General features: G+C 55.4%; 18 protein-coding genes. 8 read left to right on the top strand and 10 right to left on the bottom strand.

The window, feature by feature from the left end:
- Positions 1-6: 6 nt before the first annotated feature.
- From ABC336_RS21985 to ABC336_RS21970, 4 genes are all read left to right on the top strand, one after another.
- Positions 7-915: a carbohydrate ABC transporter permease gene (locus tag ABC336_RS21985; RefSeq protein ID WP_413240672.1), complete on the top strand. Its 909-nt coding sequence runs from the start codon at positions 7-9 to the stop codon at positions 913-915.
- 49 nt (positions 916-964) lie between these two features.
- On the top strand, positions 965-1,792 hold the full coding sequence (locus tag ABC336_RS21980; protein WP_413240671.1) for a sugar ABC transporter permease: 828 nt from the start codon (positions 965-967) through the stop codon (positions 1,790-1,792).
- Between the two features lie 103 nt (positions 1,793-1,895).
- Complete coding sequence (locus tag ABC336_RS21975) at positions 1,896-3,542, top strand: glycoside hydrolase family 53 protein (RefSeq protein ID WP_413240670.1); 1,647 nt, start codon at positions 1,896-1,898, stop codon at positions 3,540-3,542.
- Positions 3,543-3,679: 137 nt separating this feature from the next.
- Positions 3,680-7,162: a glycosyl hydrolase family 28-related protein gene (locus tag ABC336_RS21970; RefSeq protein WP_413240669.1), complete on the top strand. Its 3,483-nt coding sequence runs from the start codon at positions 3,680-3,682 to the stop codon at positions 7,160-7,162.
- Between the two features lie 82 nt (positions 7,163-7,244).
- Here ABC336_RS21970 and ABC336_RS21965 read toward each other — a convergent pair whose 3' ends face one another.
- Complete coding sequence (locus ABC336_RS21965; RefSeq protein ID WP_413240668.1) at positions 7,245-8,849, bottom strand: ABC transporter permease; 1,605 nt, start codon at positions 8,847-8,849, stop codon at positions 7,245-7,247.
- Positions 8,846-9,745: an ABC transporter ATP-binding protein gene (locus tag ABC336_RS21960; protein WP_413240667.1), complete on the bottom strand. Its 900-nt coding sequence runs from the start codon at positions 9,743-9,745 to the stop codon at positions 8,846-8,848. The genes ABC336_RS21965 and ABC336_RS21960 overlap by 4 nt, the downstream gene beginning before the upstream one ends.
- 146 nt (positions 9,746-9,891) lie before the next feature.
- On the opposite strand from ABC336_RS21960, the gene ABC336_RS21955 reads away from it, so the two are divergent.
- Complete coding sequence (locus ABC336_RS21955) at positions 9,892-10,488, top strand: TetR/AcrR family transcriptional regulator (RefSeq protein WP_413240666.1); 597 nt, start codon at positions 9,892-9,894, stop codon at positions 10,486-10,488.
- A gap of 41 nt (positions 10,489-10,529) precedes the next feature.
- Here the strand turns inward: ABC336_RS21955 and ABC336_RS21950 are convergent, their stop codons facing one another.
- From ABC336_RS21950 to ABC336_RS21915, 8 genes are all read right to left on the bottom strand, one after another.
- Positions 10,530-11,240, bottom strand: a complete 711-nt coding sequence (locus tag ABC336_RS21950) for an SDR family oxidoreductase (RefSeq protein WP_413240665.1) — start codon at positions 11,238-11,240, stop codon at positions 10,530-10,532.
- Between the two features lie 58 nt (positions 11,241-11,298).
- Entirely contained in the window at positions 11,299-11,877 is a 579-nt protein-coding gene (locus ABC336_RS21945) for a TetR/AcrR family transcriptional regulator (RefSeq protein WP_413240664.1), read from the bottom strand.
- 234 nt (positions 11,878-12,111) lie between these two features.
- The gene (locus tag ABC336_RS21940) at positions 12,112-12,978 is read right to left on the bottom strand and encodes a hypothetical protein (protein WP_413240663.1); all 867 of its coding nucleotides are present in this window, start codon (positions 12,976-12,978) and stop codon (positions 12,112-12,114) included.
- A 268-nt stretch (positions 12,979-13,246) separates the two neighbouring features.
- Complete coding sequence (locus tag ABC336_RS21935; protein ID WP_413240662.1) at positions 13,247-16,174, bottom strand: S-layer homology domain-containing protein; 2,928 nt, start codon at positions 16,172-16,174, stop codon at positions 13,247-13,249.
- Positions 16,128-19,553: an alpha-N-acetylglucosaminidase TIM-barrel domain-containing protein gene (locus ABC336_RS21930; protein ID WP_413240661.1), complete on the bottom strand. Its 3,426-nt coding sequence runs from the start codon at positions 19,551-19,553 to the stop codon at positions 16,128-16,130. The genes ABC336_RS21935 and ABC336_RS21930 overlap by 47 nt, the downstream gene beginning before the upstream one ends.
- 546 nt (positions 19,554-20,099) lie before the next feature.
- Positions 20,100-20,942, bottom strand: a complete 843-nt coding sequence (locus ABC336_RS21925; RefSeq protein WP_413240660.1) for a carbohydrate ABC transporter permease — start codon at positions 20,940-20,942, stop codon at positions 20,100-20,102.
- Positions 20,943-20,958: 16 nt separating this feature from the next.
- Positions 20,959-21,852, bottom strand: coding sequence for a carbohydrate ABC transporter permease (locus ABC336_RS21920; protein ID WP_413240659.1), 894 nt, complete (start codon positions 21,850-21,852; stop codon positions 20,959-20,961).
- Between the two features lie 368 nt (positions 21,853-22,220).
- Positions 22,221-23,573: an extracellular solute-binding protein gene (locus ABC336_RS21915; protein WP_413240658.1), complete on the bottom strand. Its 1,353-nt coding sequence runs from the start codon at positions 23,571-23,573 to the stop codon at positions 22,221-22,223.
- Positions 23,574-23,989: 416 nt separating this feature from the next.
- Here ABC336_RS21915 and ABC336_RS21910 point away from each other — a divergent pair, with 416 nt between their 5' ends.
- The 3 genes from ABC336_RS21910 to ABC336_RS21900 are packed head-to-tail and all read left to right on the top strand — an operon-like array spanning position 23,990 to position 26,941.
- Positions 23,990-24,841 (top strand): BglG family transcription antiterminator, encoded by an 852-nt coding sequence (locus tag ABC336_RS21910; RefSeq protein WP_413240657.1) that lies wholly within the window; start codon positions 23,990-23,992, stop codon positions 24,839-24,841.
- A 26-nt stretch (positions 24,842-24,867) separates the two neighbouring features.
- Positions 24,868-25,365: a PTS sugar transporter subunit IIA gene (locus ABC336_RS21905; RefSeq protein ID WP_413240656.1), complete on the top strand. Its 498-nt coding sequence runs from the start codon at positions 24,868-24,870 to the stop codon at positions 25,363-25,365.
- 19 nt (positions 25,366-25,384) lie between these two features.
- Positions 25,385-26,941 carry a PTS transporter subunit EIIC gene (locus tag ABC336_RS21900; RefSeq protein ID WP_413240655.1) on the top strand — a complete coding sequence of 519 codons (1,557 nt, stop codon included), beginning with the start codon at positions 25,385-25,387 and terminating at the stop codon, positions 26,939-26,941.
- Positions 26,942-26,943 lie beyond the last annotated feature (2 nt).

Genomic DNA, 26,943 nt, shown 5'->3' with positions numbered 1-26,943 from the left:
TACGAGATGAATAAAGTCAAATCGAATCTTACAGCCTATACGTATTTGTCGCCTGCGCTGCTGTCCATTTTCGTGCTCACCCTTCTGCCTGTCGTCTATACCGTCTTTATCTCATTCACGAACTACAACATGTACAATCTGGACGGGTACACATTTGTCGGATGGAAAAATTACGAAATCCTGCTGCAGGGGGCGATCAAGAACGTCTTTTTCTCGGTGCTGCTGTGGACGATTCTGTTCGCGGCCTTGAGCACCTTGCTCTCCTATTGTATGGGACTGGGTCTGGCCGTGCTGCTGAACAATCCGCTGATGGTCGAGTCCCGGATTTACCGCTCGCTCCTCATCATTCCCTGGGCACTGCCAGCGACCATCGCCCTGTTGTCCTGGCAGGGACTGTTCAATGAACAATACGGCGGGATCAACCAGGTGCTTGCGATCTTCGGCATCGCCGAGGGCATTCCCTGGATGACCGATGCCTTCTGGGCGCGAACCGGCATCATTCTCGTCAACATCTGGCTCGGTTTTCCCTTCATGATGAGCATCTGTCTGGGAGCGCTCCAGTCGATCCCGCCGACCTTGTACGAGGTAGCCAATGTAGAAGGCGCTTCCCGGTGGCACGCCTTCCGGCGCATCACACTGCCGCTGACAGTCAAGGTAAGCGTCCCGCTCGTGGTTGCGTCCTTTGCGGCTAACTTCAACAACTTCGGCAACATCTATATGATCACCCAGGGCGGTCCGGCGAAGGTTAACTCCCAATTTGCGGGCAGCACCGACATTCTGGCCAGCATGGTCTACAAGATGACCGTCTGGTCTAACCGGTACGATCTGTCGGCGACTCTCAGCATTGTGATCTTCCTGATCGTTGGCGCGCTGACGCTGGTGAATCTCCGGATGTCCGGGGCGTTCAAGGAGTAGCGGCGCAGGACGCCGTCTGACTTTTACATGTGAAACGGAGGCCCGCTCTATGCGAAAAAATCAACGGATGGCGCTCTGGCTGAGCCGGATCGTCATCTGGATCGTCATCCTTTGTACCCTGTTCCCGACAAGCTGGATCCTGATGGCTTCCTTCTCTGCCGGGCAAAGCTTTTTCAGTTCAACACTATTTCCCTCATCCTTGACGACAAGCAACTACACCCGCCTGATTGCGGAGACGGAATTCGTGACGTGGGTCGGCAATTCCCTCAAGATCTGTCTGGCCGTCTCCATCATCCAGCTTATGCTGACCAGTACGGCGGGCTATGCGTTCTCGCGCATGCGCTTCCCCGGCCGGAAAAACGGCTTGCTAACCCTGCTCGTTCTGCAGGTGTTCCCCAGCAGTATGGCCGTGTCGGGGTTCTACATCCTCATCTACCGGTTCGGGCTGTCGGACAGCCTGCTGACCCTGGTCCTCGTCCTGGCGGGCGGCAGCGCCTTCAACATCTGGCTGCTCAAGGCCTATATCGATACGATCCCCAAAGAGCTCGATGAGGCGGCCTTTGTCGCTGGCGCAAGCCACCGGGTGGTGTTTTGGAGCATCATCATGCCCTTGGCCCGGCCCCAGCTGGCGGTCATCTTTGTCTTCTCCTTCATTGCGGCGTACAGCGAGTACGTCATCACCTCCATCTTCCTGAACAATCCGTCCAACCATACACTCGCCCTGGGACTCCAGACGTTCATCACCAATCAGTTTGCGGCAAACTGGACCTTGTTTGCAGCGGCGGCGGTGCTCTCCTCCCTGCCGATCATGATCATGTTCATGTTCATGCAGCGATTTATCCAGAATGGACTGGCTTCTACAGGTACGCAAGGATGAAGCAACACTTGAAGGGAGGTGATCAGCTCCGTCCGGCAGCATGATGAACATCTTTGCCAAAGGGCATGCACTAGGTGTCTATCTATCAAAGGAGGAATGGGGAATGTTGAAATCAAAGGCAAGGAGAATGGGGATCATAATGCTCGCGACTATTGTTCTACTGGGAAGCAACCCGACCGGCCCGGTATCGGCTGCGGTGGAGGAGGATTTTATCCGGGGCGTTGACGTCTCCATGCTGGGCATGCTCGAGGATCTGGGGGCGACGTACTACTCCAATCATGTCGCAGGTGACGCGCTGGAGATTCTGCACGATCACGGCGCCAACTATGTCCGGCTCAAGCTCTGGGTCGACCCCTACGATGTGAACGGCAACCCCTACGGAGGCGGCACCAACGACTTCGAGACCACGCTGGCCCTCGCCAAGCGGGCGGATGCTCTGGGCATGGGTATTCTGATCAACTTCCATCTCAGCGACTGGTGGGCCGACCCGGCCAAGCAGATCAAGCCGAAGGCCTGGAGCGGCTTGTCGTATGCCAATCTGAAAACGACCGTGTACAACTATATGAAGGATACCCTGGATGACTTCGCAGCTGAGGGCATCGTCCCCGATATGGTGCAGGTAGGCAACGAGATCCCGACCGGCATCCTGCACGATGACGGAAAGGTCGGCGGCGGCAACGATGATTTCACACAGCTGGTGGAGCTGCTGGAGAGCGGCATCAGCGGCGTAAGAGCATCGGCCGCTGCGGATGCCGAGATTATCCTGCATCTGGACCACGGGGGCAGCAGCTCGCTGTACCACTGGTGGTTCGGCCATGTGCTGGGTGAGTCGCCCAATCTCGATTTCGATATTATCGGTCTGTCCTTCTATCCGATGTGGCACGGCACGATGAGCGAGCTTGAATACAATCTCAACGACATCAGCAAGCTGTACGACAAGGACGTCGTCATCGTCGAGACGGCGTATGCCCATACGCTTCAAGACGGCGACGGCGCGGGCAACGTCTTCATCGCTGGCGACGAGAATATAGCCGGCTATCCCGCCACGCCGCAGGGACAATTCGACTTCATGAACGACCTGGAGTCGATCATCTATAATGTCGCCGATGACCGTGGACGCGGGTACTTCTACTGGGAGCCGACCTGGCTGCCGGTGCCGGGCGCTGTCTGGGGAACGTCCGCCGGGGTGGCTTACGCCAACGATCCCTACACCCCCACCAACACCTGGGACAATCTGACGCTGTTCGATTTCGACGGCCATGCCCTGGACTCCATGACGCTCCTGCAGGCACCGACGCCCAACCTGATCGCCAATCCGAGCTTTGAAGCCGACGGTTACACCAACAATCCGGCGGGCTGGAATGTCTGGCTGCCGAGCGGCGTACCGGCGAGTACGGTCAAGACCGAGAGCAGCAACGCCTTCGATGGCGATTACAAGCTGACGTTCTGGGATGACTCGGACTACAGCGCTTCGGTCTATCAGACCTTCACGGGCCTTGCGAACGGCACCTATACCTTCAGCGTCTGGGCCATGACCAACGGCGATCAGGACACCTTGCAGCTCTATGCCAAAAACCATGGCAACCCGGAGCAAACGACCACGATCGGCACCAGCGATATCAACTGGAACCGGTTCACCTTGGACAACATCCAGGTGACGAACGGCACGCTGGAGATCGGCATCTACACCGAAGCCGCCGCGAATGACTGGGTTAACCTGGACCGCGCGATGCTGCGGAAGGTGGAGTAGAACTTGATAAAGCCCTCCCCTCGTCCAATTGGATGCGGGAGGGCTTTAGTTATGTAAGAGAAAAAAGTGTTAATCGTTTCGAAACGGACCGTATGCTATAGTAGGACTCGATTCCAGATTGAGAAAGGATGATGTTGATGAGAAACAAATGGATAACTGCTGTAGTCTTCATCTTGTGCGTCTCTTTGCTCGCACCGGCAGGTCCGGTCAGTCAGGGCCAGGCGTCGACGACTTCGGCACAGGTCCTCTCTACTGAGCGCGTCACGCAGGGTAACTGGGTGGGGGTCTATGGGGGGGATGGTTACGTGCTGCCGTTCTATTCGACAGAGCTGACTGACGGAAGAGATACGCCGGCTGCAGCCGATGTGGCCCAATTGCCCAATTATGTAAGCGGTTACTCTAAGAGCGGCACCAACTACTGGACCTATCCGCCGAATGATCCGCGGGCGCTGCAGACCCCCGACGGGACGTCCAGGAAAAAAGTAGGCGTATACGTCTCATCGGCGGGCACATACAGCTTTGATCTTAACGACAGCGACCCGCACCTGTTTACGGTGTATGCAACGGATTTTGGCAATCAGGAGACGGTGGTGCAGCGTCTCGACATCCTTGATGCCCAAAATCAGGTTCTGGCGACGCAGACCCTCGATACCATCAACCAGGGCGTCTATGTCACGTTTCAAGTGAGCGGGGATTTCAAGCTGAGGATTACTAGGCTTAGCGGGAATTACGGGTATGCGCTAGGCATGTTTTTCGACGAACCCGTGCCGGTAACCACATCCAATCTCACCCTTCAGAGTCTGGGCAATCGAAAGGTACAGCTCGATTGGGATGACTCCGCATCGACGGCTGTAGATATCTTCCGGAAGCGCCAGGGCGACGACGCCTTCCTCAAGATTGGCGAAGCGGCCTCAGGCATCACGACGTACCTGGATGAGAATTTGGAGGCAGGGGTCACCTATGAATACGCCTTGCTAAATGTGGACGGGCAGCTGCGGTCGGTTCCTTCCAGCGCGGCCACGATTACCCTGCCCGCTTACGCAGCGACCCAGCTGACCTTCGATGACGCGGAGCTCACGTTGGATGCGGGTGAGACGGTGAGCGTAGGTCTCACCTTCGAGTCCGTGACAGGGAGCAGTACGACCCCGCTGTCAGGCAAGGCGATCTCGTTCCATCTTGAAGGTCCTTATGTGGGCCAGGCCATTCCAGACACAATCGGAACAGCGACGACAGATGCTAACGGCAAGGCGGCAGTCAGCTGGACAGCGGCTTATGCGGGCGAATATGAGGTGGTTGCCTCCATTGCGCCTGATGATATCAACCTGTTGTCCGGTGCCGAGGAACGACTGGCGGTCACGGTGTTGTCCGAGGCGTGGGAGCAGCCTCCCATCATCTTGCGGGCATCGGAGGCGGTCAAGGCTGGAGAAGTGCTATCTCTCTACGGCGGAGGCATGACGGAATTGGACACTTCGGTGTGGATAGAGGCATTGACTGGAGCTTCTGTTCCTAGTGCTCCCTCCTCCGGGGCAATGGAATTGACGCCAGCGCAGCAGGAATCGGGTGGCGACCGGTTCGTCCGGGTGGTGATCCCGGATACGCTTGCTCATGGGATGTACGCCGTCTGGGTGGAAAATGCTTATGGGCTGAGCGACACCGTCGTGGTCAACGGTGCCGACCCGCGCTGGCTGCCGGATGGCGAGGCGTTCGCAGGGATGAATGTTCGGCTGATCGGCCGCCAGCTCGATGCAGCCGAATTCGGGGGAACCACGAATACGGAGGTACGTCTGGTAAACACCGTTAGCCAGCAGGTGGAGCCAGTTACTATTGTCGCTGTATCGCCGTATGCATTGGATTTTGACGTGGGCAGCGCACCTGCAGGTGAGTACGCGGTAGAGGTTAGGAACGGCTCAAATGTGCCTTGGAGCCGACTGGCGGGAGAAACCCTTACGGTCGTGAATGCTGGCGCCAATCCTGATCCGCTCGGCTTGAACGTATCTTGGGCCAAGGACTTCAACTGGACGCAAGTCCGCGATATCAAGGTCGATTACAGCGCGGCCGGCGATGGGGTCACCAATGATACGACAGCGATTCAAACCGCCATTGACGATATCGCCGATGATGGCGGAGGCGTGCTGCTCGTGCCCGCAGGCACCTATCTTCACACCGGTTTGAAGATGAGGGCGGGTGTGGTGCTGCAAGGTGAGGATAGAGATACTGCCATTCTGCATTACATCGGTACGGGAGGCGACGGTACCCTCTTCGGCAGCAAGGGCGACGGCGTCACCGTGGGCAAGACGGGATTTGCCAGTCTGACGTTTACAGCGGACACGAGTACGCTGACGAGGAAAGTCAACCTGTTCACATTGGGTCACCCCTGGAACACGGCGAACCAGACGGCCAGCCGCTTCTTCGTATACAACTCGGTCGCAGATTTTCCACTGGATGATCCGAACATCGGACTGTCAGCGGTGATCGGCGCCAAGGAAGACGTGCTGTTCCTGGATAACGAATTTACAGGCTATGAGATGGGTATTTATTCTCCATTCATCGAGCGCAAGCTCACGGCCCGGAACAACAGCTTCGACATTGCCCAGGGCAACATCTTCAACGCTGGCGCCAAGCGGATGGTGATTGAAGGCAATCACGGTACCGGGCATCTGATCCCTGGGGTGACCGAAGGCGGCAATTTCCGCGGCATCAAATTCGGCATCGGCTCACGCGGCTGGAATGCGGAGGAGATCTACATGGCATCCAACACCATAGAGGGCGTAGGCTCGGAGTTCAACGATGGCGAGACGCTGCTGATGGAAAATCCGGGGTCGAACTTCGCCCAGGGAGAAATTCTCGAAGCGACGTCCACAACAGCCACGCTGGGGGTCGACCTCACGGTTGCCGGGAAAAGCTGGACGGAGCAATGGAACATTGTCATCGTCGAAGGCAAGGGGCTCGGGCAGCTGCGAACGATCACGAATTATTCCAACCATGTAGCGACCGTGGATGAGCCGTGGACGATTGTGCCCGACCGCACGAGTAAATTCAGCGTCCTGCGTATGGCGCGTGATGTGGTACTGACGGACAACGTCACGTTGAACAGCCGCGGCGGCATTCAGGTGTATCACAACACGTATGATGCGGTCATCGCTGATAATGTGTCTGATCATACACAGGGCATCTCCCTTTGGGGACGTGATTCCGATGTGAATTCACCGGAGCCGGTCTATTTCATCCAGGTGAAGCGTAACGCCTTGGCTGGAGCGTCCCCGCACTTCGGCACGACCTGGGCCGGGGTCAACGCTGCACTGGGAGGCGGCAGAACCCATATCGATGTGATCATCGTGTACGGGGCCGAGTTCAAAGACAACAGCATCAACCGACAAGGCTCGGAAAACGTAGCCACGCTGCGTGGCGTTCCTGCCGCGATGCCTATTGCCTTCCGCACCCCGACTGCCATCACAGGCACGGGCGTGCTGGCTACTTTGCTCGAAGGGAACCAATTCAGCCACTCAGGGGTCGGCATCCTGCTCTCCCCGGGCGTGGATGCGAGCTTCCTCAAGAACAATACCTTTAGTTCCGTAGACGAACCGGTACGAGATGAGGCTGCGAATACGGTCGATTGGTAAAAGTAACGTTAGTGGACACAAACAAGCGAACCCGCCCCGGTAGCACCGGCGGCTGGGATCGCTTGTTTTTTCACACTCGTATTTACGCCCCGTCCAGATCCCGCCTTCTGAAGCCAATGAAGCCCGCCGCAATCAACGTCACCGCGATGACGCCAAGGCCGATCAGCGGCAGGAACGTCAAGTCCTCCACGGGAGCTTGCGGCACAAAACCGTAAGGCGTGATCCGCAAGCTCCAATCCGGCACCTGCAGCAGTCCGCCCATATACAGCACAATAAACGAATAGATCAGGTACAGCCAGTTCAGTCCGATCAGCCTCGGGAAACAGCTCACGAGCAGAACCGAGATCCCGAGCATCACCAGCATAGCCGGAAAATACGCTGCAGCCGCACCGTAAAGCATACCGAAGCTCAACCCGTTATCCAGCACAGCGCTGCCGGCAGTCCACAGGCCAAGCGCGGCAAACGACATCATCAAAAATCCGCTTAGCATCGCAGTAACCATGTAGCTTCCCAGCAGCCGGGCACGGGAAACCGGAGTGCCAAGCAGCGGCTCAAGGCGGCCCTTCTTCTCCTCTGCGCGAAGCCGGTGCACAGCCAACAAGGGCGCAATCGTCGCTGATATCGCCATGACGATCATCAGCATCGCTATGAATTGTTCCGTTAACGTCACCCCGTCAGCCTCGCCCAATAGCTGACCCAACATCTCATTACTGGCAAGGAAGGTTTCCAGCTCGCCCAAGATGGAACCATACGAGGCGCCCAGGACGTACATGCCGATAGCCCAGGCGATCAGTCCTGTCCGCTGGAGGCGAAGCACAAGGCCAAGCGGGCTTTGCAGCCAGCGCGAGGCGCGGGATTTGCCCGGCCTTGTCGGCATAAACCCTTTGTCAAGGTCCCGAATCGCATTCAACCCGTTCGCCACGACAAACAGCAGAAGAGCCAACGCGGCCATCAGAACAACCGGCCCCCAATTGTTGTCCGAGTAGACGCTTGTTTTCGTCACCCATCCGAGCGGGGACAGCCAGGATAACGTTGCATGGCTCACATCACCTACAGCCCGCATCAGATACGTCATGATAAGGACCGCGATCGAGTAACCGATCGTCCCGCGCGCACTGTCTGACAGCTGGGCGAACAACGCGGCCACTCCGGCAAATACGAGGCCGGTCATGCCAAGGACAGTGCCATACAACAGCGAGCCCTCGAGATCCATGCTGTCGATGCCAAGCATCGCCAATCCCAGCCCTGTCACCAACGCAAGCAGCGCAAACACAGCTACCTGTACAACAAGCGTTGCGTTCAGCCAGGAAAGACGGCCAACCGGGAGCGAGCGGATCAGCTCCAGCCGCCCATCTTCCTCATCGCCTCTCGTATGCCTTGCCACTATCAGAATAGCCATAAGTCCGACAATCAGCGCTGTCAAAAGCAGCATCTGGTGCGCGGTCATGGCCCCGACCGAATAGTTGTCCAGTTCCCCCGGGCCGAGCATAGCCGTCATCGCAGGATTGGCCATCGTTATGGCCATCATCTCCCGATCCTGCTGCGAACCGTAGAGCTCGGACAAGGCGGGAGGTACGATCCATGTAAAAAATGCGATGCCAGCAATCCATAAAGGCGCACGCAAACGGTCAAGCCTCAGGATAAAACCGGCCAATCGGCCTGTTCTTGACCATAACGGATGGCTCATTGCGGTACGCCTCCCCCGGCCCCTTCATAATGACGGATGAACAAATCCTCCAGCTTGGGCGGAGCGCACTCCAGCTTCACAATGCCATACTCGCTGATCTGGCGGATGACATTGTCCATCTCTTCCGTATCCAATTGGAATGACAGCTCTGCGCCATGCCCTTCGAGCTCGTAGATACCCTTGACTTGTTCGAGCGAAGGAACCGGCTGCTTCGTTTCCACTTTGACATGGGTACGGGTAAGATGACGCAATTCCCGCAGTGTCCCGCTTTCGATGATTTTGCCCTGCCGGATGATCCCTACTTTGTCGCACAAACGCTCCACCTCGGACAGAATATGGCTGGAGAGCAGTACGCTTTTCCCTTGCTTCTTGACCTCCATCACACACGACTGAAATACATTCTCCATCAAAGGGTCCAGTCCGGAAGTCGGTTCATCCAAAATATACAAATCCGCATCGGAGGAAAATGCCGCGATCAGCGCGACTTTCTGCCGGTTTCCTTTGGAATACGTCCGGCACTTCTTCGTCGGATCCAGATCGAAGCGTTGAATAAGCTCTTCGCGTTTGCTCGCATTGCTCCTCCCCCGCAGTTTGACAAACAAATCAATGACCTCGCCGCCGGTCAGATTCGGCCATAGATTGACGTCGCCAGGCACGTAGGCGAGACGCTTGTGGATCTCGACTGCATCCTTCCACGCATCCTTGCCAAACAATTGCGCCTCGCCGGATGTCGCTTTCAAGATGCCCAGCAGCACGCGGATCGTCGTCGATTTTCCCGCGCCGTTGGGACCGATGAAGCCAAATATTTCGCCGCTGCCCACTTCCAGATTCACCCCGTCCAGCGCCGTAAATGCCCCAAACTTTTTGGTCAGGCTCCTGACTCGCAGCAAAGACATGTCCATGCCTCCCATTAACGTTTTGAAATGATATCATTCATATATTTCATAATATATGATGAAGGCTCTCTTTTCAATACATTTTGAACTGAGAATGTTGTTATATTTCAAAACCTGAGATAGAATGGAACGGAGAGGTGGATGGAATGGACGGATACCAAAAACGCAGAGAACAGAAAAAAAAGGACATTTTGCATAGTGCCGTCGATTTGTTTTTGACCTACGGCATCCAGAAAGTGTCCATCGCAGAGATCGCCAGCCAAGCCAACGTGTCGCAGGTGACCATCTATAACTACTTCGGCAGCAAGCATAATCTAGTTGAAGAAATGCTCGTTTATTTTCTCGATCAGATCTGGTCGGTGTATGAAGAAATGCTGGTCAGCGACATGCCTTTCATCGATAAAATCAAAGGTATCATGTTTACCAAGATTGATAACGCCAACGGTGTACACCCGGACACGTTTACCCATTTCATGAAAAAATACGCAACCGATTTTCCTTACTTGGAAAAGTTGATGCAGGAAAAAATCATGCCATCGTTGATGGCTTTAATCGAGGAGGGCAAGCAGGAAGGGTATGTCGATCCGAGCTTGTCGAACGAATCGGCGCTCGTGTTCATTCAAATGTTCAAGGATTATATGCAAAAAGAAGAGGCCTTCCCGCATCTACAGAAGATGACGAGGGACCTCACGAAGCTGTTCTTTTACGGGCTCGTCGGCAGCAAGCACAATTGGGAAGAGTAATCCTTTTCCTCTGCTGCACCTTAACCCACTAATCAATCTGGTTACCACGGCAGTTCGTCGTTCATGTAAAAAAATCCGCCAGTAGGTCCGTCCGCTGGCAATGTCGCCATCCTTACTGCGGTCTTGGCTCCGTCTTCTACAGAGAGCTCTGATTGTTCGCCGCCCATATCCGTCCTTACCATGCCAGGATGTACGGCGTTGACAAGGATATTCGTTCCTTTAGTACGTCCCGACCAATAGACTGTGAGCATATTTAGCGCAGCCTTGGAAGCGCAATACGCTGGCGTAGCGATCCCCTGCACGAATTCATTCGTTTGAACAAGCGTGATGGACCCTAAACCGCTGCTCTGGCTGACGATGCGGCCCGCTTCACTCTTCAGCAAGAGCGGCATCAGCGCCTCCGTAATATAGAAGGGGCCGAAGGTATTCACCTCAAACGAATCTCGCAGCACGTCACCTTCGTAGCCCCCTTTCTCCAGATGAACGCCGGCATTGTTAACCAGAATATCCAATCGCCCAAAGGTATCCTCGATATATTGCGCCAGCGCCTTGATATGATCGGCGTTAGTTACCTCCAACTGCACCCCAATCGCTTCAATGCCTTTCTCCGCGAGCTTTGCCGCCGTATCATCTGCCACGGATTGGGTCCGTGCTGCAGTTAATACCGTGATCCCTTGCTCTCCTAATTGCTTGGCGATTTCATAACCGATGCCTTTATTGGCGCCAGTAATCAATGCGATAGTCTTCGTCATATGTACTCCTCCTCTTATTTGGGAACGATCATTCTAATATGTGCAAAAAAAATTATGCTTATCTCTTTAGCATCTGTATCGATTGCTCTGCAATTCGAAACAGTTTTGTCTCCGGCGTCGAGGTTCGCACCATGACGCGCAAGCCCGTAATGACAATATACAGATACTCTGCTAAAGCTTTTGCATCCCCTGATTCAGCGAATTCCCCGTTTAGCTGGCCGCGTGTCACGACTTCCTGCAGGATCCGTTCCGTTTGTGCACATTCGTCAACAGCTTTGGCGTCGACTTCCTTATCTGTATGAGCAAGCTCAACAGCGGAATTAACAAAAAAACAGCCCGGAGGCGAATCATCCTCGCCCTTTATAACGAAGTCAAAAATGAATCGCAGCGCCTCTTCTGCCGTGCCGGCTCCTTGGATGCCGGAAGCCCAGCGGCCGGTGATTCGCTCACCGAATCGGTCTAGAGCCTTCAAGTACAAGGTATGTTTATCCGTGAACGTATCATACAAGCTTCTTCTATGGATACCCATGTGCTCCACGAGATCGTTCATCGAGGTTTGGGCGTAGCCTTGCTTCCAGAACAGCTTCATTGCTTTATCCAGGACGACATGTTCATCGAATTCTTTGCTTCTGGCCATTTGTGATCCCTCCGAGCACATCATACCAGATCGGGAATGATCAGTAAAGAATGGTAGACGTCATAGGTGACCCCCTTTTTTTATCGGGAACGATCGTTCTAATTAAATCAAAAAAATGTTCCCTGCTTATGAATGTTACACTACCATAATGAGAACGATCAGTAAAGATATTTTTTTACTGATCGTTCTCGTATGTTCAGGGACACGCCGTATCTCTTCCAGACATATAATCCGCTATCGTGATCTCAGCGTACTTCCATCGAGTCGATATGATCCGACCTCTTCTTGTCCGTCCTTATATAGGACTGCTTTGATGTCAGCCTGCCCATCAGCTGCTTGAAACCGGGTAACAACTTGCCCGAAAGGTATATCGTGACTGTCCGCAAAAGAACGGAAGACCTCACTCAGATTCGCCGTTTCAACCCCGTCCCGGTGTATGCGAACAATGGATGCTGCCGGAGGGTTCATCCCGGTTCCCGGAAACTGCGCCATCAGATCATCGTCAGCGCGGCCGACCACTTCACCAAGCAAGCGCATCACTCGCCACTGCTGATCGGAAGTATCGAATAAGAGCCATTGGGTTACATACTCCGTGCCGATGACGGATACGAGCCCGAGACCAGTCTCTTCTGCATCAATAGGTGAGCTGAGGTGTTGCGTCCGGACTTCGCTATCCCTTCCTGCGTTCAGAAATTTCATGACATAGAGCTGATCTCTATACGAGAATATCCCGTGAATATCAGTGACTACCCCTTCTGAAAACTCATATAAATCCAGGACCAGCTCCGTTTGCTCTACCTGACCCAAGCGGAGGCTGCTCTTCTTTTGCCAAGTGGACGGAATGGCTTGCAGCGCTTCGACCTGCTCCAGCTCCATCGCTTCAAACGGTAAAGGGAGTTGATCAGGGAAATCCATCGTACTGCCCTTCACGAAGATGCGATCGTGACTCGGATTAGGCTTGATGACGGGCGCAACCGATAACTGGAGCGCTTCGTCGTCTATGATGACCCCGATATGGCCGCCCGGACTGACAAAAGAGGTGCCGAATAACGATGCGCACATCACAGTTGCCAGCAGGAGTGAAGCCGCTTTATTCTTCATAACGGATAGTGCCCCTTCCTTATCCCTTGTTACTCTATTAGACGAGGAGAAGATCACTTGTGTTTTAAGCGAGCATTCAGATCGCTATTGGCAACAAAACCCTGCCCAGAGCAGGCCCAGCGGACACACGATCCGTTATTTGCTGGTTTTGTGCTCGTTAGTCTCCGTTTTCCGACTGATAACGGATCCTCTGTCCGCAAATCGAGAGAAACGAGCAAGAGGCCGCCCCAAGGGCAGCCTCTTGCCATTCAAATACTTATTAAAACTTCTAATACACGAAACGATACAAACGTTCGACCAGCACCGCGATCTCGGCCCGGGTAGCCTGGCCCGACGGGTCGATGCCGTCGCCTTTGCCCTGGATGAGTCCGCTCTTCACCAGATTGGCCACGCTCTGACGCGCGTATCCGGCGATTGCTTCATAATCCTGGAATGGCTCCAGATCACTGAGCGAACCCTCTTCCAGCGGCTGACCAAGCAGCGCCAGCGCGCGATCCAGGAGGACCATCATCTCTTGTCTGGAGATTGACTGCTCCGGCTTGAACTGATTGTCACCGGTGCCTTGCGTGATGCCGAGCGCCTTGGCAACCGCTACTTCCTCCGCATAGTACGCATCAGCTCGCACGTCATCAAAGTTCGCTTGCGTCTGAGACTTCAGATTCAGCGTGCGCACCAGCAGTGCGATGAAATCCGCCCGCTTGATCTCCGCGCCAGGGCGGTACGTCTCGGCGGAGGTTCCATTGATGATGCCGCGGGATGCCATGCTCTCGATGGCCGATCTGGCCCAGTCATAGCCCTGCAGATCACCGAAAGTCTTATGAACATAGTCAACGGTATAACGCCCTGATCGCTCGGCCATGAAGACTACGCCTCCGCGCTCGGCATCATACTTGCCGGATGCCACCACGCGGACGGTACCGTCAGCCTCCGTATGCCATACGAGGATATAGTCCGAATCGGCCAGAGCAGCCGCTGTCGGCGTATACGGCAGGAACACATCCAGCGACGCTCCGCTGCGCCAAGCCTGCTCCTTACCATCCACTTTCACTGCCAGGTCGACTCCCGTTCCCCGGTCTGCCTTGGCGATCGACAAGGACACTTCTTCCACCCCCGTGACCGCCGCTGGCGGCAATAGATCGGAGGCTGCCGAGATCGTGCCCAGCACAGTCCGGATGGTCACGCCCTGCCCGCTGCTGCCACCCGCCAGAGCGGTCGGCGGCAGGATAACTTCATAGCCTGCAGCTTGCGGCGCCTCTTCCACTGTGATAGTGACTTGTGCGCCTTCGGCTGCCGCTTTGTCGTAAGCATCCCTAGTGATACGCGCTTTGGCGATGCCATCGGCACCTGCCTCAGGCGCCTTCACGACAATCTCATGCGATACGCCAGGCTCCTCTTCCGGATCTGTGCCCGGCGGCGTTACCGGAGGCTCTGGATAGACCGGGTAGATCGGATACTGCGGATTGCTCGGCGCCCGCTCCGTCGTCACCGTCACTGCAGGACCATCCGTCGTCCACAAGCCAAAGGCGTTGACGGCCTGGACGGTGAAGGTATAGGTGGTACCTGCGGTAAGACCTGTAACCGTGTAGGTCGTGACATCCCCTGCTACCGTGCCTACCAGTCCGCTCTCATCATAGATGCTGTAACCCGTCACGCGATCTGCATCCTCTGCCGCTGTCCAAGTCAGCGTCAACCCGCCCCGTCCGATGTTCGACGCTTGCAGTTGGCTGGCTTCCGGCCACACCGGCGGGTCGTTCTCTCCCCGAGGACCGACGATGATCTTCGCACTGGCCGTCAGCTCATCCGGATTGTATACCTGAGAAGACAGGGTACCGGTTGCTGTGTATTCGCCCGGCGTCGTGCCGTCATAGTCCGCGGATATCGTCCACAAGACGGCTGATGTTACCGTCAGGCCGCTCTCCAGCGTTACGCCGACGGTCGGCGGCAAGTAAGCCGCTGCCTGTTCGGCAGTGGAACCATAAGGCACGTACACATCGGCTGCATCGGCCACTTCCGTCACCGCATCCAGCTTGGTGCCCATGACACGCAACTCGGCCACCTGATAAGGGGCTCGCTGATTATTCACTTCCCGGATATTGGTGGTTGCCAGTCTGACATACCTGGCTTTGACATGCTCCAATGCATGCGTATCTTCCGCTTCATTTGGCGTCGTCTGGGTCGTCTTCTCGCCTACTTTTGTCCAGCTCGTGCCGTCGAGACTCGTATGAAGCTCATAATGATGCCAGTGTCCTTGATTATTGGTGCCGAAGATAACTTGGAGCTCATCCAGTTGGTACGTCTCGCCCAGATCGACGATGGCCCATCCTGGTGTGATCGTCGGCTGGTACGGTTGTCCGGTCTGGCTGAGCCTTCCCGAATCCCAGTGCGAACCGATATTGTTATCGACCAGTCGGCCAGGGTTGCCGCTGGTGCCGTTGTGCGCAGTCACCGGCTTGCCGATCGCTACATTCTTCCGGCCGAGCAGATTCATTCTCAGAATCGACTCATACAGATTCCAGTAGACGCTGTTCACTTGATCCACTGCCGCCTCGATGGCGATCGCCTGCTCTGCATTCTGCAAGGCCGCTCTCAGCGCCGACACCGCGTCCGGATCGCTCGCCTCCTCAGGAATCGTCGCTGCGAAGTCGACCAGCGAGCTTAACTGATCCAGTGAAGGCAAGATACGCTCGCCGTAAGCTCGGAACTCTTGGATCGAGATCGCCCGGCTCGCTCCTGCGGTTCCGACCGCTTGCAGCTTGACATATCTGCCTTCCAGATCTGCAACGGAGAACGTATCTCCCTCCTCGGAGATCTCGGATGCGGCGATCTCGCCAACCTTGGTCCAGCTCTCCCTGTCGCTGCTCAGGTACAACTCGTACCCCCCGAAGCCCTGGTTTTCCAGCAGCACCTGGATCTTGGAGATCTGGAACTTGCCTACCAGGTCTACGATCAGCTCAGGTTCCCTGACCTGGCTTGTCGCGTTCAGCGTAACCTGCGTATCGGCCTTGCCGTCGGTCGCCGCATACAAGTTGCCCGTCACGTGATTAGAGTTGGTGCTCACCACGCGGCCTTGCGCCTGGTTGCCGATGTTCGGATCGATGTCTCCGGACAGCATCGCGTGTTCAAGTACGAGTTCGACGACTGCCTTGAGATCATCCGCGCTGTCTTTGGCTTCCCGGGTATAGTCCTGCTTGCCCATGACCCATTCCCAAGACGTCGAAGTAGCCCAGGATATCGATGTTGTTAATCGTCGCATTGGTCGCCAGATTGGCTTCGACCTTGTCCAGATACGTTTCCCACACGTTTTTGTAGATGTCTATAAACATGCCTTCGTAATTGCGCCAGCCGTATTCCTTCAGATTGCGGTGGGATTGTCTGGAGCCCCACGTCGTAATCAACGTCTTGGCATTCATCTCGAACGCGTCCAGCGTAAAATCATCGTAAGGCGCGGCCAGATCCTGCGCTTTACCGATCCACTCTCCTGCGAGCTGATCCTGTTGGGTCGCCTGTACGGCATTCAGCACGTCAAAGGAATGCAGGAACGCTTCTTTGGCTTCCCGGAAAGCTTCGAGATTCCTGCTGTTTCTGGCCTCCAGCAGTTCATTATAGACCAGAACCGAATAATTGCTGACGAGCTGACGCATGATCTCGGTCAGATCGTAACGATATGACTCACTCGTCTGGAAGCGGTCGAAATCGTCCGCCAGGAGACGGAAAGCCATCTCCAGCTTATCGGCCCCGTAAGCGATGTTCTGGGTGCCATAGTTTTGCGGCGTCGTATTTTTCATCGCATAGATCTGCGGCGTGAAGCGCACGCCGTAATTGTAGTTGGCATCCTTCATGATATTCCAGGCCAACCGGGCATTCTCGGATATCCCGCCATATCGCCTCTCGATGTACTTACTCATCCATTGATTCAGATTGAAATTGTCATCCGCCCAAGCCAGATCAAAGATCAGATCGTAGATGATCGGATTGTCATACTGCGCCTCGGAGATGATGCCGATGCCCACCATATGCTGGCTCTCCCGCTTCGCGCGCTGGATGTCGTTCACCATCACGTCCAACTGGCCGTTCATCGACGGGTTGCCGCCGAAGTTGCCCAGCAGGCCCCACACCCAGTTGGTGCCGTTAAACTCCAGTGAATCCAGCCGCGTACTGTCATACGACAACCGGTTGTATTTCGTAAAGTTCTGAAGCGGGTATTTGATCAGATCGACGATCAGCACGTGGTCGTTGCGGCGATCACCCATTCCATTAAGCAGCTGATTGGTCGGATTGCTCTGCCAGCCCTGGACGATCCACACCGCATCCTCATCGTATTCCAGCATCGAATTGAGCACTTCATGCGCAATCGTGCCATCGCTCAGCCCCGCAGGTCTTCTGCCGCCTTCATGGAACGGGTCGGCTGCATAATACTGCGAGGTTTTGCCGTAGACGAATTCCTGAGCGGCGTAGAATAATCTGGCGTATTCGTCATACAGCGCCGAATCCGTGGCGATCATATCCGGCCTGCTGAAGCCGTTCCAAGTCCCTTGCGTAATAACCTCTACATCCGGCTGAAATTCCTTGAAATTGGTCGGCACTACACCGGCATAGCCTTGGAGCACCGTCTGCATGCCAAGCGAGTTCTTCCACCGCATGGTGCTTCTTGCGAGCTCGGCACGGTCGATGATATACCCGTCCGGCACCGGGCCGCCGAACGCCTCCATATTGGCCATGAACTGCCAGGCGTTATAAGCCGGACCGGTCAGCCAATCCTTCGCATCATCGAAGGTATAGCCGAAGTTCATCAGGAATTTGACCCAGGTCGCTTCTTGTCCTGCCAGATCCAGGACGACGTTGACGCCGTTGAGCGCCAGCCAGTCATTTTCCCGCTGCCACTCTTCTACGCCGAAGAAGGCGAACGAATAACTAAGCGTACAATAATTGAATGCGTAACGGACTTTGTACGGTGTTTCTTTGCGCACTGTATTCCCGATAGGCACGATGCTGCTCGGCATACGCACTTGCATCGTCTGCTCGGAGATGTGCACATTCAGGTAATTTTTGTAATAGTAATTCAGGCCCGTCGTAATCGAGATGCCTTTATTGCCTTTGATATGCACTTTCCCGTTCTGGTCGCTTAATTCGAAGTAATCATCATCATTGGCCGTATTGGGCGCCACTTCGAATGAAAACCAGTTCCGGTATTGCGGACCGACCGTACGCTCTACGATACCATAGATATTCTCGTAGGTTTCGGCGTCGGTAATCGCTTCGGCGTACTGCGTATTCTTGAAATCCCGCATGCCCAGAATGTCCTCCAGGGATCCGGTACGTAGAGGGTCGGTGCTCGTATTCGTCTTGGTGCCATACGCTCTGACCTCCGAGAGATGCGCCGCATTCTCGCCCTGCGTATATTCCATATAGACCCGGATGATGCGGTAGGAGGCCGCTTGCTCCAGGACGATGCGATCGCCCGCCGCCGTGGCCGGCGTTCTGGTCCGCTTCTGGTACAGCCGGTCATAGGTGGCCCCGTCGTTGCTGCCGTAGATGGTGTAGTAGGCGATCTTGCCCGTTGGCAGATACACCTTCAGCTCGCTCAGATCATATTGATCCATCAGATCGATGTCCACATAGGAGGGATAGAAGATACCGTTCCAGGAAGTAGCCAGATCGCCATCGGTCACACGTGCCGCCAGATTCTTGTTCAGATTGCTTCGCGCAGGCTTCTGATACGCGATATTGCCCGGATCTGCGGGATCAACCGGATCTGTGGGGTCGGTGGGATCCGTCGGGTCCGTTGGGTCGGTGGGATCCGTCGGGTCCGTTGGGTCGGTGGGATCCGTCGGGTCCGTTGGGTCGGTTGGGTCGGTTGGATCTGCCGGGTCGACGGCCGGCCGGTGCGAGCCGACGATCTTTGGCCGTTTGGCCACATCACGTGTCTCTCTGCTGTGGAACATCAGAGAGGTGTCGAGACTGTTCACAGCGGTTGCAAAGACCGTGATCTGTTCCACTCCTTCGTCGACCAGTCTCAGGATAGTATCGGTAATGTTTGAGGCAATTAATTTCTCCGCATCCGTCTTGATCTCATATTCGTCACCTTGGAGGATGTCGAACTGGAACAGCGTCTGCGTGCTGCTGCGGTCGATCGCAGCGGGCTTGGTATTCCAAGTCATCGACGTTTCTGCCCAAGTCGTATCGGTGGTGTAATGAAACACATAGGATTGGTTGCCAAATGAAGGATTGGGATTTTTAAACACACTAAAGACAAAATCAAAGCGGTTCAGTTCGTTGTCTTCGATCTCCTCCTTCGTCGGCAATGCAATCTTCATCGCCGCGATGATCTCATCGGTCCCATAATACTTGGCGTTCAGCACTGTGATGCCTTGTCCGTCGTACTGGGCTCCGTGTGCAACAGTAATGTTTTCGAAACTGCTATTGGTCGTCCCTCTCGACTTGCGGACGAACGCATCTTCGAACACGGGATAGTCTATCGGCTCCGGCGGATCCTCCGGTGCCGCATAGACGGGGATACTGGAGAACCAAACGGCAGCTATCAATAACATGATCAATGACTTGTAGCGTGTGCGCATGGACTGAACTCCCTTTCGTAAAAAGTTGGTTTCTTCGACAAACATAATGAGACAACTTAAGATTCCAACAAGTGGCCAGGGAAGAAAGAGGGGGCGCTGCAACGGGCAACTACGTGCTGCAACGCACTTTTCTTCCCTTACAGCTCGGCCATCCGGGCTGCTGTGCGCTGCAACGCACTTTTTTTCCCTTACAGCTCGGCTACACGGGCTACTGCGCACTGCAACGCACTTTTTTCCCTTACAGCTCGGCTACTCGGGCTACTGACTGCTGCAACGCACTTTTCTTCCCTTACAGCTCCGCCATCCGGGCTGCTGTGCGCTGCAACGCACTTTTTTTCCCTTACAGCTCGGCTACTCGGGCTACTGACTGCTGCAACGCACTTTTCTTCCCTTACAGCTCCGCCATCCGGGCTGCTGTGCGCTGCAACGCACTTTTTTTCCCTTACAGCTCGGCTACTCGGGCTACTGCGTGCTGCAACGCACTTTTCTTCCCTTACAGCTCGGCCACACGGGCTGCTGTGCGGCTGCTCACGGTGAAGTCAGCAGCTATTTCACTGCACCTGCCGTGACGCCCTCAGCGATCTGCCGTTGGAAGATGATGTACACGATCAGCACCGGCAGGATCGACAGCAGCAAGCCTGCGAACAGCGGTCCCCATTCGGTGCGGTACTGCATCTCGTTCTGCATGACAGCAAGGCCCACCGGGAGGGTGTACAACTCCGGCTTGTTGACCAGGACCGAGCCCATAATATACTCGTTCCAGATGTTGAGACCGTTCATGATGCCGACGGAGATCAGACCCGAGCGGGCCAGCGGCAGCATGACGTGCCAGAACGTCTGGGTATAGCCGGCACCGTCGATCGAGGCCGCTTCCTCCAGCTCCTTGGGCAGCGTCTTGAAGAAGCTGACCAGGACGAAGATGCCGAAGGGCAGCGCACTGGCCGTGTAGACCAGGATCAGGCCGGGAATCCGGTTGATCAGCCCCAGATCGTTCAAGAGGAAGAACAGCGGGATCAGCCCGAGGATCATCGGGATCATCATCGCCGACAGATACAAGTAGTATAGGATCTGGCCGCCTTTGAGGTTGAAGCGGGCCAATACGTAAGCTGTTGTCGCCGAGAGAAACAAGGAGAGCGCGATGCTCCCTGCAGTGACAAGCAGCGAATTGGCGAAATAGCTGCCGAAGCCGTATCTTCCCCAGACATAGGTGAAATTCTCCCAGAGCAGCGGCAGCTCAGGCAGCGCCCAGGGCTCCTTCAGCATGAACTGCGGATTGTCTTTGAGCGAGCCGAACAGCGTCCAGACCAGCGGATAGACGACGGCGGTCGTCCACAGCAGCAGCAGGATATAGGTGATCAGGCGCGCAACGGGGTTTTGTCTTGTTAACATCGGTTGGTTTCACTCCTCATGCCAATTCAATCGTGTCCCGTCTCATGATCCGCTGCAGCAGGACGGTGGTGAGCAGGGACAGCACCAGGATCAGTACGCCGATGGTCGCCGCGTAGCCCATATGGTATTGCCGGAAGCCCATCTGGTACAAGTACGAACCCATAACCTGGGTCGAGTTATCCGGCCCGCCCTCCGTCATGATCCAGACGAGGATGAAGGAACCGTTGAGCGTCGTCATTACGATATGCAGGATGCTCACCTTCATCTGCTCCCACATCAGCGGCAGGGTGACGGCCAAGAACTGCCGCCACTGCGAGGCGCCATCCAGATCCGCCGCTTCATACAGCTCCTTGGGGATCGCCAGGATAGCAGCGATGAGCAGGATCATATAGAAGCCGATGCCCGCCCAGATGGACGGCCATAGCAGCGAGGACATCGCCGTATGAGGCTCGCCCAGCCATGCTGTCTGCACCCGTTCCGGGGTAAACAGCGAGAGGAACGAGTTGAGGAAGCCAAGGTTAGGATTGTATACATATCTCCACAACACGCCGATGACGACGACAGATATGACATTCGGAATAAAAAACAATACGCGGAAGACGTTTTTTCCCCAGACATTAAGCCTGGTCACCGCGACCGCAAAAAACGTGGCCAGCAGCATGATGCCGATTACTTTGCCGACAACAAGAAAATAGTCATTGGCAACCGCTCTTCCGACAATCGGATCGTCAAGCAGCTGCTTGTAATTGTCCAGTCCAATAAAGTCCATGTTCTTCGTACCGCCCGACCAGTCATAAAAAGAAATCTGGATTCCCTTCACAATGGGATAGAGCGTGAACAGACAAAAGAACAAAAAGGTCGGCAGTAAAAAAACGATTAAAAACATCCTACGTCTGGCAGATTGGCTCATTCATGCTTACCTTCCTTCGTGCAATTCGGTAATCTTCCCGGCCGCCCCGACCTCTCCCGTGCATAAAAGCTTTGGAGAGCGGGCGGCTTCAGGAAGAACATGCGCCAGCTAAGCTAGCTACGGACAAAAGTACAACTATATCAACAAACTAGTCCGACTGTCGGGAGTGTACCGTCAAAAGTACAATTAATCAAAACAAAAATTCCTTTTATCCCCATTTATCTGTGCATTAACTGCACATTTGTCCTTCAAGCACTCGTATCTGTTATTTTGTCTGTTTTTAATTGTACTTTCGTCCGTAATCGGCATATCAGGGACACTCCCGGGTCTATCCCACTTCCAGCCGTCACCCGCAGCTGCGCAGCGGCTTAATCGCGCGCTTTGGCGGCAGCCGCTTCCAGACGCTGCATCCATTCGTCTGCGGTGATCCGGCCAGTGGCCAGCGCAATCGTCGCATCCTGCTTCGCTTTCTCCACATCGGCATTCAAGACCGCGACTGGAGCCACAGTTGTCGTGTCGGAGTTGAAGAATTCCATTGCTTCCTTGACCACTTCGCTGGCGGAGGTGTTGCTCAGATCCGCCTTGACGTTCATCAGAGCGCCGGTCAGCTCGGCCCAGCGTACTGCGTTGGCTTCCGTGAACGCGTATTGCAGGAAGGCTTTGGCTGCTTCCGGATTCTTGGCATTCTCGGCGATCGCGATCGTGTTCGTGTAAGGGATGACGATGCTGTTCTCGCCCGCATCCTGGGCTACCGATGGAATAAAGCCAAATTCGAAGCCATCCGGGATATCCTTGCTCATCTCGTTCTCCAGCCACAGTCCGCTAGGGATAAAGGCAGCCCGATGTTGAAGCCACTGGATCTGGGAATCCGTGTGGTTGAGCGATACTGCGCCCGGATCGATCAGTCCTTTGTCGACCAGCTCGGTCACTTGGGCCAGTGCCTGTTGCACAGCCGGACCAGAGAAGCTGCCTTCCTCCAGATTGGCTTGCTGCGTCAGGATCGACCCGTCGCCGCCATTGGCTGCTACCATCGCCGAATCGACCAGGCCGCCATTGATGTAATAAGGATATACGCCGGTATGGATCAGCGCGGAGATGCCGGAAGCTTTCACTGCCTCGCTAGTCTCGACGAACTCGCTCCAGCTGGTAGGAGCCGTCCAGCCATTGTCCTGGAAGAAAGCTTTGTCATAGAACAGGCCCCAGGATCCGAAGACCAGCGGCAGCGTGTAGTTGCGGTCCCCGTCGTAAGCCGTCGGTTGGGAGATCAGGATGTCCGTCAGCTTCTCGCCGTCGGTGTTGACCATCTCTGCCAGGAAGTCTGTAATATCCATCAGTTGGCCGTCATCGATCATCTGCCGTTCGTTGGAGCCTGCCCCGTCGATATAGACGACATCCGGCGTGTCACCCTGGATCCAGCGCGGCCGCATCTGCTCGTTGATATTAGGTCCTGCCGTCTGTGTAATCTTCAGCTCGGGGTTGGCTTGCTGGAACCCCTCGAGTACTTCCTTCCACCACGAGTCACCATAGCCGCCGACGAAATACTGGATTTCAAACTCGCCTGTCAGACCCTGCGTCTCGCCGCCGCCAGTCTCCGTACCCTCTGCCGCCGGCGGCGTGTTGACCGCTCCGCTGTTTGCAGGAGTATTCGTACCGCCGCAAGCCGCCAATACCAGCAGCATCGATGCCGCAACTCCACCCGTCAATGTTTGTTTCCACTTCATGTCCCTCGCACCCCTCATCGATTTGTTTGCCTTTCGCAGGGAAAACGTGCCGCATGTCAAAAAAGGGCATAAGTCACGCAAGCAGATCTTTGCTTGCATAACTCATGCCCTCGGTAACACGTTATGTTTCCTCACGTATTCAGCTGAGGACAGCATAACTCGTATTTACTTCGTTGTCAACAAAATAAAAATAATCGTTTTTTTAAATATTAAATCGCTTACATGGCTAGATATATTTTTAATTGACAGATTAACGTCACCTATCATATCATTGAATTAATTATTAATCGTAAATTTTATAGGCGTGCTACTAGTCATAACTAGGCATGAGCCGAATATGCCGGATCCCGTTCGGGAAGCCCGCATCTTCGGCTTTTCTTTTTATCGCTTGGAATCTACCCTCAGGAGGGATCAAGTTGGCCGGGAAAGAAAGACAGCGCATCGACCGCATCGTTGGCAACAATGTTATTCTGACCGTGGATCCCCGCACGTCCATTGAATATGTGCTTTTCGGCAAAGGCCTCGGCTTCGCTTCCCGGGGCAGCGGGTGGATCAACACTTCCGATTCCAGGATCGAGAAGCGGTATCGGCTCGACGACGCGCAGCCGATCCGCGAGTACCAGGAGCTGATCGAGAATATCGATCCCGAGGTTATGCTAATCTCTGAAAAAATCGTGGAAAATGTGAAAGAACGGCTGGGCACGCCCGTTCAACCAAAGGTCTACTTTGCCCTGCCGAACCACATCCAGTTTGCTCTGTACCGGCTCCGCAACGGCATGGAGATCAACAACCCGTTCCTGCATGAGACGAAGATCAATTTCCCGCTGGAATACGAGATCGCTGCGCAAGCAGCCGTCATGATCAGCGAGCGGTTCGACCTCCCGATCCCCGACGACGAGATCGGTTTTCTCGCCCTGCATGTCCATTCCTGCGTCGGTACCGCATCCGTTGGCCAGCTGGTGACGCTTACCGGGCTGATCAACCGCATCGTCGAATACATAGAAACGACCAAGGCCATCTCGCTCCATCGGACCGGTCAAGACTATGCCAGACTGGTGATGCATCTGCGCGCTTTTATCGAACGGCTGATGCTGAAGCGGCCCGTAGCGAATCCGATCATCACCGAATTGAAGTCGAACTATCCCGATTCGTTTGCGCTGGCTTCCGATATCGCGGAGCTGATCCGGCAGGAGATCGAAGTCGAGATCACCCAAGATGAGATCGGCTATATGGCCATCCACCTGCATCTATTATTCCATCCCCACTAGAACCTACAGAGAGAGAGGGATAGCCGGTGTTCCACACCAGGAAAGAGCCCCCCGCCCTTATCGGAGCGGCCGCCCCGCTCGCAGGCCGGTTGTTCCCGCTGCACGAGGTGAACGACGACAATTTCTCCCGCGGTTATATGGGAGACGGTGTCGCGATCGAACCTTCAAGCAACTGCGTGATGGCTCCCTTCGACGGGACGATCAGCCAGATCGCCCAGACCAAGCATGCGCTGCTGCTCAGGCATGATTCCGAGCTGCAGCTGCTGATCCATATCGGACTCGATACCTTCGATCTACAGGGCCAAGGGTTTGACCTGCAAGTAGGCGTGAACGACCGGGTGCGGATGGGACAACCGCTGGTTACCTTCGACCCCGCGCTGATCGTCAAAGCGGACTGTCCGACTTGTGTTATCTTTATTGCCATAAGCAACGAGCACACCAAGGCATCCGTCTCCTGTGAGTACCGGGAAATCGGCGTCGGGGAACCGGATGCGTTCCGGATCGAGCTGCACCAAGTAACTTGAGTAGAGGGGAGAGCGGAGCATGCTGGTTTTCTTGCAAAAAATCGGAAAATCGCTTATGCTGTCCGTTGCCGTCCTGCCCGCAGCTGCGCTGCTGCTCCGGTTCGGCAACATCGATTATGAACAGGATTTCCGATTGGGCGAATTCGGGGTGTGGCTGAACCGCTACATCGCCCCGTTTCTTGATGCCGGCGGCTCAGCGATCTTCGACAACCTCCCGCTTATCTTTGCGATCGGCATCGGCATCGGGATCGGCGGCGATGCCGTGGCTGCGCTCGCGGCAGTGATCGGCTACCTGGTGCTGGAGCATGTCCTGATCCAGCTGCCCATCGTGCTGGGGGACTGGTCCCATATGGAAGGTGATCTGAATATGGGGGCGCTTGGCGGTCTATTGGCAGGACTGGTCGCCTCCTTCTTCTACAAACGCTATCATCAGATCCAGCTTCCGGGCTGGCTCGGGTTCTTCTCAGGCAAGCGCTTCGTGCCGATCATCACCTCCGGCGCGATGATTATCATCTCTGTCGGCTTTGGGATGATCTGGGGTCCCATTCAGCATGCGCTGGATAACTTCGGCACCTGGGTCATCAACCTGGGAGGCGTCGGGGCGTTCGTCTATATCTCCGCCAATCGCCTGCTGCTTCCGTTCGGGCTGCACCATGTCCTGAACAACATCGCCTGGTTCCAGATCGGCACCTATGTCGACGCGGCTGGCCAGATCTACAAAGGAGACTTGAATCGTTTCTTTGCCGGCGACAAGGAAGCCGGGCTCCTAATGGCCGGATATTTCCCCATCATGATGTTCGCCCTTCCGGCAACAGCTCTGGCCATTATCCATAGCGCTCACCGGAAGAAACGCAAGCTGATCTCCGCCATTTTCATAAGCGCTGCGCTGGCATCCTTTTTGACCGGCATAACTGAGCCGCTCGAGTTCGCGTTTATGTTCGTCGCTCCGCTATTATTTGTGATTCATGCCTTATTGGCCGGTGTAAGCGGCTATATTACGGTCGAGCTGGGCGTGAGGCACGGCTTCGGCTTCTCTGCCGGCTTTATCGATTATGTCATCAATTATCCGCTGGCGACCAAGCCCCTGCTCATCCTGCCGATCGGCCTGGCGTTTGCGGTGTTCTATTACATCCTGTTCCGGATTATCATCGTGCGGTTCAATCTGATTACGCCGGGACGCGAACCGGATGATGCTCCCGGGCTGAGACATACGATCGACAAACCCGGTATTCTCACGGGCGGGCTGGATTCGCAAGCGCCAGGCGCGGACGCCTCAGATGCAGCTGCCGGGGGCGGCAGCCAGCCCGGCGACCGACAGAGCGCTCTCGCCGCTGACGACAGAAGGGACATCGCCGCAGCGGTTGCGGATGCCTTTGGCGGCACAGCCAATATCCGGAGCATCGATGCCTGCATCACCCGGTTGCGACTGACCGTGCATGACGAAGCGCTGGTCGACGAAGCGGAGTTGAAGAGATGGGGAGCGCTCGGCGTCATCCGCTTGGGCAGAGGCTCGGTCCATGCCATATTCGGCATGGAGGCGGAGAAGCTCAAGGATCGTATCAAAGCTATATTGTAGGA

Origin of the sequence: Paenibacillus jepli (assembly GCF_047238105.1) — a bacterium.
Taxonomy (GTDB): Bacteria; Bacillota; Bacilli; order Paenibacillales; family Paenibacillaceae; genus Paenibacillus_D.
The sequence above is the reverse complement of the archived record's forward strand: the minus strand, read 5'-3'. Positions and strand labels throughout refer to the sequence as shown.

Excerpts from the sequence above, each read along its gene's own strand:
- ABC336_RS21940 (WP_413240663.1), bottom strand. The coding sequence starts at position 12,978 with ATGAAGAATAAAGCGGCTTCACTCCTGCTGGCAACTGTGATGTGCGCA.
- ABC336_RS21920 (WP_413240659.1), bottom strand. The coding sequence starts at position 21,852 with ATGAGCCAATCTGCCAGACGTAGGATGTTTTTAATCGTTTTTTTACTG.
- ABC336_RS21980 (WP_413240671.1), top strand. The coding sequence starts at position 965 with ATGCGAAAAAATCAACGGATGGCGCTCTGGCTGAGCCGGATCGTCATC.
- ABC336_RS21935 (WP_413240662.1), bottom strand. The coding sequence starts at position 16,174 with ATGGGCAAGCAGGACTATACCCGGGAAGCCAAAGACAGCGCGGATGAT.
- ABC336_RS21960 (WP_413240667.1), bottom strand. The coding sequence starts at position 9,745 with ATGTCTTTGCTGCGAGTCAGGAGCCTGACCAAAAAGTTTGGGGCATTT.
- ABC336_RS21915 (WP_413240658.1), bottom strand. The coding sequence starts at position 23,573 with ATGAAGTGGAAACAAACATTGACGGGTGGAGTTGCGGCATCGATGCTG.
- ABC336_RS21925 (WP_413240660.1), bottom strand. The coding sequence starts at position 20,942 with ATGTTAACAAGACAAAACCCCGTTGCGCGCCTGATCACCTATATCCTG.
- ABC336_RS21965 (WP_413240668.1), bottom strand. The coding sequence starts at position 8,849 with ATGAGCCATCCGTTATGGTCAAGAACAGGCCGATTGGCCGGTTTTATC.
- ABC336_RS21930 (WP_413240661.1), bottom strand. The coding sequence starts at position 19,553 with ATGCGCACACGCTACAAGTCATTGATCATGTTATTGATAGCTGCCGTT.
- ABC336_RS21950 (WP_413240665.1), bottom strand. The coding sequence starts at position 11,240 with ATGACGAAGACTATCGCATTGATTACTGGCGCCAATAAAGGCATCGGT.
- ABC336_RS21955 (WP_413240666.1), top strand. The coding sequence starts at position 9,892 with ATGGACGGATACCAAAAACGCAGAGAACAGAAAAAAAAGGACATTTTG.
- ABC336_RS21945 (WP_413240664.1), bottom strand. The coding sequence starts at position 11,877 with ATGGCCAGAAGCAAAGAATTCGATGAACATGTCGTCCTGGATAAAGCA.
- ABC336_RS21975 (WP_413240670.1), top strand. The coding sequence starts at position 1,896 with ATGTTGAAATCAAAGGCAAGGAGAATGGGGATCATAATGCTCGCGACT.
- ABC336_RS21985 (WP_413240672.1), top strand. The coding sequence starts at position 7 with ATGAATAAAGTCAAATCGAATCTTACAGCCTATACGTATTTGTCGCCT.
- ABC336_RS21900 (WP_413240655.1), top strand. The coding sequence starts at position 25,385 with ATGCTGGTTTTCTTGCAAAAAATCGGAAAATCGCTTATGCTGTCCGTT.
- ABC336_RS21970 (WP_413240669.1), top strand. The coding sequence starts at position 3,680 with ATGAGAAACAAATGGATAACTGCTGTAGTCTTCATCTTGTGCGTCTCT.